Annotated in this window: 6 protein-coding genes; 4 read left to right on the forward strand and 2 right to left on the reverse strand. The window is 63.4% G+C overall.

Translation table 11 applies throughout. The features are described from left to right. Together K0F85_RS26630 and K0F85_RS26635 are read left to right on the forward strand one after the other, a co-directional pair. Nucleotides 1-1687: Cache 3/Cache 2 fusion domain-containing protein (locus tag K0F85_RS26630; RefSeq protein WP_257638184.1), on the forward strand; the 1687-nt coding region annotated here is incomplete at its 5' end. 50 nt (nucleotides 1688-1737) lie between these two features. Then, nucleotides 1738-2010: a putative signal transducing protein gene (locus tag K0F85_RS26635; protein WP_219118858.1), complete on the forward strand. Its 273-nt coding sequence runs from the start codon at nucleotides 1738-1740 to the stop codon at nucleotides 2008-2010. Nucleotides 2011-2012: 2 nt separating this feature from the next. Here K0F85_RS26635 and K0F85_RS26640 read toward each other — a convergent pair whose 3' ends face one another. Further along, on the reverse strand, nucleotides 2013-2561 hold the full coding sequence (locus tag K0F85_RS26640; RefSeq protein WP_219118859.1) for a thymidine kinase: 549 nt from the start codon (nucleotides 2559-2561) through the stop codon (nucleotides 2013-2015). 295 nt (nucleotides 2562-2856) lie between these two features. On the opposite strand from K0F85_RS26640, the gene K0F85_RS26645 reads away from it, so the two are divergent. Both K0F85_RS26645 and K0F85_RS26650 read left to right on the forward strand, forming a co-directional pair. Continuing rightward, nucleotides 2857-4248, forward strand: a complete 1392-nt coding sequence (locus K0F85_RS26645; RefSeq protein ID WP_374198834.1) for a pyridoxal-phosphate dependent enzyme — start codon at nucleotides 2857-2859, stop codon at nucleotides 4246-4248. Beyond that, a complete protein-coding gene (locus K0F85_RS26650) occupies nucleotides 4245-5426 on the forward strand; it encodes a PLP-dependent aspartate aminotransferase family protein (protein ID WP_219118860.1) in 1182 nt (393 codons plus the stop codon). Before K0F85_RS26645 ends, K0F85_RS26650 begins: the two co-directional genes overlap by 4 nt. Before the next feature lie 12 nt (nucleotides 5427-5438). Here K0F85_RS26650 and K0F85_RS26655 read toward each other — a convergent pair. Beyond that, on the reverse strand, nucleotides 5439-7340 hold a 1902-nt coding region (locus tag K0F85_RS26655), incomplete at its 5' end, for a penicillin acylase family protein (protein WP_257638185.1).

Raw genomic sequence — 7340 nt, forward strand, 5'->3', positions numbered from 1 at the left:
CATGGTGGCCGTGGCCGGCAAGGCCACGCCCGCCCTGGCCAACGGCGGCAAGGTACTCAACCTCGACACGGCCCTGGTCGACCGCTATACGGCCCAGACGGGCGTGATCGCCACCATCTTTGCTGCGCATGGCGACGAATTCGTGCGCATCAGCACCTCGCTGAAAAAGCAGGATGGCGAACGGGCCATCGGCACCCAGCTCGATCACAACCACCCCAGCTATGCCCCCCTGCGCGCGGGCCAGCGCTTCGTCGGCATGGCAACCCTGTTTGGCAAGCACTACATCACCCAGTACGACCCCGTGCGCGACGCCAGCGGCAAGGTGGTGGGCGTGCTGTTCATCGGCCTCGACATCAGCAAGAATCTGGCCATGTTGAAAGAGAAGATTCGCCAGGTCAAGATCGGCCAGACGGGCTACATCTATATCGTCGACACGGCCCCGGGCCCCAATTACGGCCACCTGGTGCTGCATCCGAACAGTGAAGGCAAGAGCGCGCTCGACTTCAAGGCCAGCGACGGCCGCCTGTTCATCCAGGAGATGCTGGCGCAGAAAAATGGCGCCATGCGCTACACGTGGGCGGCGCCTGGCGAAACAGCTGCCCGCGCGCGCGAAAAGCAGCTGTACTATCGTCAATTCAAAGAATGGCAATGGATCATCGCGGGCGGCACATTCACGAACGAGATCACTCTTGAAGCGCGCCAGTTGCGCAACCAACTGGCCATTTCCGGCTTCATCGCCCTGCTCGTCTTCGCCCTGCTGCTGTACTGGCTGGTGCGCGCCCTCGTGTCGCGCCCGCTGGCCGCCGCCGAGACGGCCGCCGCGCAAATCGCCGACGGCGACCTGACGGTGCACCTCGACACCAACAGCCATGACGAAATCGGCCGCCTGCTGCGCGCCATGAACCGCATCAGCGACAAGCTGTCGCAAGTAGTCGGCAATGTGCGCGGCAGCGCCGGGCAAATCGCTACGGCGTCCGGTGAAATCGCCAGCGGCAACCTGGATCTGTCGAGCCGCACGGAAGAGCAAGCCAGTTCGCTGGAAGAAACGGCCGCCTCGATGGAGGAACTGAGCTCGACCGTGCGGCAGAACGTCGAACACGCGCAGAAGGCCAGCCGGCTGGCGCACGACTCCTCCAGCCTGGCAGCCGAAGGCGGCGCGGCCGTAGCGCAGGTGGCCAGCACCATGGATGCCATCCGCAACTCGTCGGGCAAGATCGCCGACATCATCGGCGTCATCGATGGCATCGCCTTCCAGACCAACATCCTGGCCTTGAACGCGGCCGTGGAAGCGGCCAGGGCCGGCGAACAGGGACGCGGCTTCGCCGTCGTCGCTACCGAGGTGCGTACCCTGGCGCAGCGCTCGACGGCAGCAGCGAAAGATATCAAGGACTTGATACAGGCGTCCGCCAGCACGGTGGACCTGGGCCATGCGCAGGTGAGCCAGGCCAGCGCCACCATGGACACCGTGGTGGCCAGCGTGCAGCAAGTGAGCAGCATCATGGCCGAGATCGCGCAGGCGAGCGAAGAACAGCGCAGCGGCATCGAGCAAGTCAACCAGGCCATCGCCCAGATGGACCAGGTGACCCAGCAGAACGCGGCCCTGGTGGAAGAAGCGGCCGCAGCGGCAGATGCCTTGCAGGAACAGGCGCTGGAGCTGAACCAGGTGGTGGGCGTGTTCAAGCTGTAAAACAAGCCTGATGCTAAGATGGGGACGAATCCACCTTGCCAGGAGGCAGCATGCATGACGACTATGTTTTAATTGCCCGGCTGATGATGCCCACGGATGCGCACGTCATCCGCGGCTGCCTGGCAGCGGCCGGCATCGACGTGCTGCTGACGGACGACCAGCACATGCAGGCCGACATGCTGCTGGCGGCTGCCATTGGCGGCGCACGCGTCATGGTGCGCGAGCACGATGTGGCGCGCGCGAATGAAATCCTGGCCGCCTTCGAGCGGGGCGATCTGGCCTTATCCGATGATGCGGACGTGGGCGCGCCCGTCGCCGAATAAGCCTAGGAGTAGAAACAGCGCCCGCACGCCTGGCGGTAACTCTCGTTGCCGCCAATACTGATCTGCTCGCCCTCCTTGATGCGGCGGCCCTGCTCATCCACGCGGATGTTCATCGTGGCCTTCTTGCCGCAAGTACAAATATTCTTCAGCTCCTCGATATCGTCGGCCAGCGCCAGCAGATAGGCCGAGCCGGGAAACGGTTCGCCCTTGAAATCCGTGCGCAAGCCGTAGCAGATGACGGGCACGCCCTTCACTTGCGCCAGTTGGTGCAGCTGCTGCACCTGGGCCGTGCTGAGAAATTGCGCCTCGTCGACCAGCACACAAGCTACCTGGGGAATCTCATCGAGGAAATTCGTGTCGGCATGGAAGATATCGACCTGGCGCTGCGGCCCCAGGCGCGAGGTGACCCGGCCCACGCCATAGCGGCTGTCGATGGCGGCCGTGTACAGGCGCACCTGCTGGCCCTGCTCTTCATAGTTGTGCGCGACCTGCAACAAGGCCGTCGACTTGCCCGCGTTCATTGCGGAATACCGGAAATAAAGTTTTGCCACTGCCGCCTGCCCTGTTTGTCTGATTTTTCAAAGATACTGTTTAGCACCTTTTCGAGGCGTGATTATAAATCGCAATGGCGGGCTTGCGGCAGCTTAATACGCCTGCCTTTGGCGCGGCAAGCGGGTTACAAACGGCGCATACTCGCATCGCGCACCCTGCCGACTATATGCGCAGGGCGTATATGCAAGCATGCAAACATTCGTTCGCGCCATTCGCCCCTGCGCCTACACTGCGCGGCACGGAAGGCGGCTCGGGACACGATCCGGAGCGGCTGTTTCTCTGACAGGAGCCACCATGAATGATCGAATGCCAGCCCCACCCCAGCCGCCAGCGCTCTACACGCTGATCGGCAATACCCCGCTGGTCGAAGTGAGCAGGCTCGATACGGGCCTGTGCCAGCTGTTCCTGAAACTGGAATCGCAAAATCCCGGCGGTTCCATCAAGGACCGCATCGGCCTGTCCATTATCGAAGCGGCCGAAGCCGACGGCCGCTTGCAGCCGGGCGGCACCATCGTCGAGGCGACAGCCGGCAATACCGGTATCGGCCTGGCCCTGGTCGGCCGCATCAAGGGCTACCGCGTGATACTCGTCGTGCCCGACAAGATGTCGACGGAAAAAGTGCTGCATTTGAAGGCACTGGGCGCGGAAGTGCACACCACGCGCTCGGACGTGGGCAAGGGCCATCACGAGTACTACCAGGATTTCGCGGCACGACTGGCGCGCGAGCTGCCGGGCGCCTTCTTTGCCGACCAGTTCAACAATCCCGCCAATCCCCTGGCCCACGAAACGGGCACCGGGCCGGAAATCTGGGAGCAAAGCGGGCATGACGTGGACGCCATCGTCGTCGGCGTCGGCTCGTCCGGCACCCTGACGGGACTGACGCGCTACTTCCGCAAGGCGCAACCCAAGCTGGAATTCGTGCTGGCCGACCCGCAAGGCTCCATCCTCACCGAATACATCGACACGGGCAAAGTGAGCGACACGAGCGGCTCGTGGGCCGTCGAAGGCATCGGTGAAGACTTCATTCCCGCCATCGCCGACATGCACGGCGTGCGCCGCGCCTACAGCATCAGCGACCAGGAAAGTTTTGATGCCGCGCGCGCCCTCTTGCGCGCCGAAGGCATTTTAGGCGGTTCGTCGACCGGCACGCTGCTGGCCGCCGCCCTCAAATACTGCCGCGAACAGACCACGCCCATGCGCGTCGTCACGTTCGTGTGCGACACGGGCACGCGCTATTTGTCAAAAGTTTACAACGATGGCTGGATGCGCGACCAGGGCTTGTTGCAGCGGGTCGTGTCGGGCGACTTGCGCGACCTGATCGGACGCCGCTACGACGAGGGCGATGTCGTCAGCGTGGCGCCGGGCGACACCCTGCTGACCGCCTTCAACCGCATGCGCTCGAACGACCTGGCGCAAGTGCCCGTCATCGACGGCGGCCAATTGGTGGGCATTCTCGACGAATCGGACTTGCTGCTGCGCGTATCAAGCGACGCCGCACATTTCGCGTCGCTGGTGGGCAGCACCATGACGATGCAGCTCGAAACCCTGGCGCCGTCAAGCGGCTTGCCCGCCCTGCGCGCCACCCTGGACCGGGGCTTGACGGCAGTCGTCGCCGACGATACCGCGTTCTATGGCCTGATCACCCGCTTCGACCTTATCAACCACTTACGCAGGACACTATCTTGAGCCAGCAAACTCCACGCAAGAGCCATCTCGCCACGCGCGTCATCCACGCCGGCCAGTCTCCCGACCCGTCGACGGGCGCCATCATGCCCCCCATTTACGCCACCTCCACCTTCGTGCAAGAGAGCCCCGGCGTGCACAAGGGCCTCGACTACGGCCGCTCGCACAATCCAACGCGCTGGGCGCTCGAACGCTGCGTGGCCGACCTGGAAGGCGGCAGCGCAGCCTTCGCCTTCGCCTCGGGCCTGGCCGCCATTTCGTCCGTGCTGGAATTGCTGGATGCAGGCAGCCACATCGTCGCCGGCGACGACATGTACGGCGGCACCTACCGGCTGTTCGAGCGCGTGCGCCGGCGCTCGGCCGGCCACGACTTTAGCTATGTCGATTTGACCAATCCCGAAAATCTGCTGGCTGCGCTGCGCCCGGAAACGAAGATGGTGTGGGTCGAGACGCCCACCAACCCGATGCTGAAACTGGCCGACCTGCGCGCGATTGCCGACATCTGCCGCGCACGCGGCATCATCGCCGTGGCGGATAACACCTTCGCCAGTCCGCTGGTGCAGCGCCCGCTCGAACACGGCTTCGACATCGTCGTGCACTCGACCACCAAGTATTTGAACGGCCACTCGGACATCATCGGCGGCATCGCCATCGTCGGCGCGGAAGCGCGCCAGGCACAATGGCGCGAGCAGCTGGGCTTTTTGCAAAACTCGGTGGGGGCGATTGCCGGGCCATTCGACAGCTTCCTCGCCCTGCGCGGCGTCAAGACCCTGGCCATCCGCATGCAGCGCCATTGCGCCAGCGCCCTGGCGCTGGCGCAATGGCTGGAGCAGCAGAAAGAGGTAAAACAGGTGTTTTACCCGGGCCTGGCCTCGCACCCGCAGCACGCGCTGGCGCTACGCCAGATGGAGGGTTTCGGCGGCATCATTTCCATCGACCTCGATACGAACCTGGCGGGCGCGCGCCGTTTCTTGGAGCACTGCGAGATATTTGCGCTGGCCGAAAGCCTGGGCGGCGTGGAAAGCCTGATCGAGCATCCTGCCCTGATGACGCATGCCAGCATTCCGGCCGAGCAGCGGGCAAAGCTGGGTATCGGCGATGGCTTGATCCGCCTGTCGGTGGGCATCGAAGACATCGCAGACCTGCGCCATGACTTGCGCACGGCGCTCGATGCGATTTGAACGGCCCAGCTGCTATTTTCCAGGGTGGTAGCGTCGCTCCAGGTGCTGCTCCACCTGCTCCGGATAAAACAGCACGTCCTTGAACTCGCCGCGCGCATACATGGCCGCCTGGTCCTGGAAGTGCGGCGAGCGCAGACCGCCACTCTGGCCGCCCGCGAGGATGCTTTTCGCCCTGATGCGGGGACCGAATTCCACGGCCGCCACAAAACTGTTGCCACGCTCGCCATAGATGCGTTTCGTCGTGCTCTTGCTGCGCTGGCCATACGCGGCCAGCGCCCCCCAGTTGCCCGACGCGTAAGGCACGGGCAAGCTGGGCTGCGCATCGTCAAATGGCTGCACCACGTCGCCTGTCAAGCGCTGGTAGCGGTTGATCTCGCCCCATGGCGTTTGCCAGTTGCCGAAATCGCGCTGCAGCTTGGCTGCAGCACTGGCCAATGCCGCCAGGCGCTGCGCCGCCGTGACCTTGTCTGTCGCCATGAAATCGACCACGGGCACGCCCTGCTCGCGCGCCTGTTTGCCGACCAGTTCCGCCAGTTCCTGGCCCCAGAACACGGCCAGCGAGGTGGCGGTGGACGTCAGCGAATAACGCCAGGCCCAGGCGCGCAGCAGCGCGACCTTGTCGGCCAGTGCCAGCTGTTGCGCGTCGCCCACCGGCAGCGCATCGTATGCCGTGAACAACGGTGGCAGCAGGGACTCGAACGCCGTCAACTCGCTGTCATACGACGCGGCGATCAGGCTGTCGAGCGTAAACCCTGTCTTGTTCTGGAAAACCTTGACCGCATGCAGGCCACGCGCGTTTTCGCCGTACACGGACATGTAGGCGGGATAGTCCTGCTGGCGCGGGCTGCTGCTGCCGGCCGCCGAATACGGCCAGTTGTTCGTATTCTGTATCCAGCCATTTTTCGGATTGAACAGGGTGATGGTTTGCGCCACCGTGTGCAGTCCCTGCCACTCGGTGGCCGGGTCGCTGCCGTCGACCGGCTGCTTCCAGTTGAAGCGCGGGTCGCGCACGGGGATGAAATTGCCGTGAAAATAGGCGATATTGCCATCCGCATCCGCGTACACCGTGTTATTGGACGAATTCGTGCGCAGTTCCATCGTTTGATAAAACGCCGCATAATCGCGCGCCTTGGTGCGCGTGTACGACTGTATCAAAGCTTTCAACGGTTCATTCATCAGGCGCACGGACACCCATTTTCCATCCTGCGCACGCACGATGGGGCCGTGGTGGCTGTAGTAGACGGTGATGGTTTTCGATCCCATGCCGCCATCGGCCAGTTTATATGGCAAGGTAATCGGCACGGCTTTCAAGGGCCGCTGGCCACCGTCATAGCGGTAGAACCAGGCGCCGTCCTTGTCTACGATGCTTTCCAGGTATTCGTCGATGGCGTCGCCGCCGCCCGAGGTATGCATCCAGCCCAGCCGCTCATTAAAACCCTGGTAGACGAAAAACTGGCCCCAGGTGACGGCGCCATACGCGTTCAGGCCTTCGCCGCTGGTCATCTGCACTTCGGCACGGAAGTAAAAGGATGTGTGCGGATTGATCATCAGCAGCGCGTGGCCATCTTTCGTGATGGCAGGCGCGATGGCAAAACCGTTCGAGCCACTCGGTTCGGGGTCCAAGCCCGTCTCCAGGCTGGCCAGCGCCACGGTAGCAGGCCAGGCTTGCTGGCCGTAGAACGCTTCGAGCTGCGCCAGGTTGACGGACTCGATATCGCCGCCGATGCTGCCCTCGCTGAAACTCAGGGCCATCCACGGCTCGAAATGCGTGATCAGCCTTGGTTTGACCTGCGGGTGCGTGGCCAGATAAAAATTGAGGCCATCGGCAAACGCATCCATCAATTTGCGCAGCCACGGCGGGCTTGCACGGTACTGCACCTGCAACTCCAGCGGATCGATGAAGAGCTTCATGCG

Origin of the sequence: Janthinobacterium sp. UMAB-56, from assembly GCF_900095265.1 — a bacterium.
Classification (GTDB): domain Bacteria; phylum Pseudomonadota; class Gammaproteobacteria; order Burkholderiales; family Burkholderiaceae_D; genus Janthinobacterium.

Excerpts from the sequence above, each read along its gene's own strand:
- K0F85_RS26635 (WP_219118858.1), top strand. The coding sequence starts at position 1,738 with ATGCATGACGACTATGTTTTAATTGCCCGGCTGATGATGCCCACGGAT.
- K0F85_RS26645 (WP_374198834.1), top strand. The coding sequence starts at position 2,857 with ATGAATGATCGAATGCCAGCCCCACCCCAGCCGCCAGCGCTCTACACG.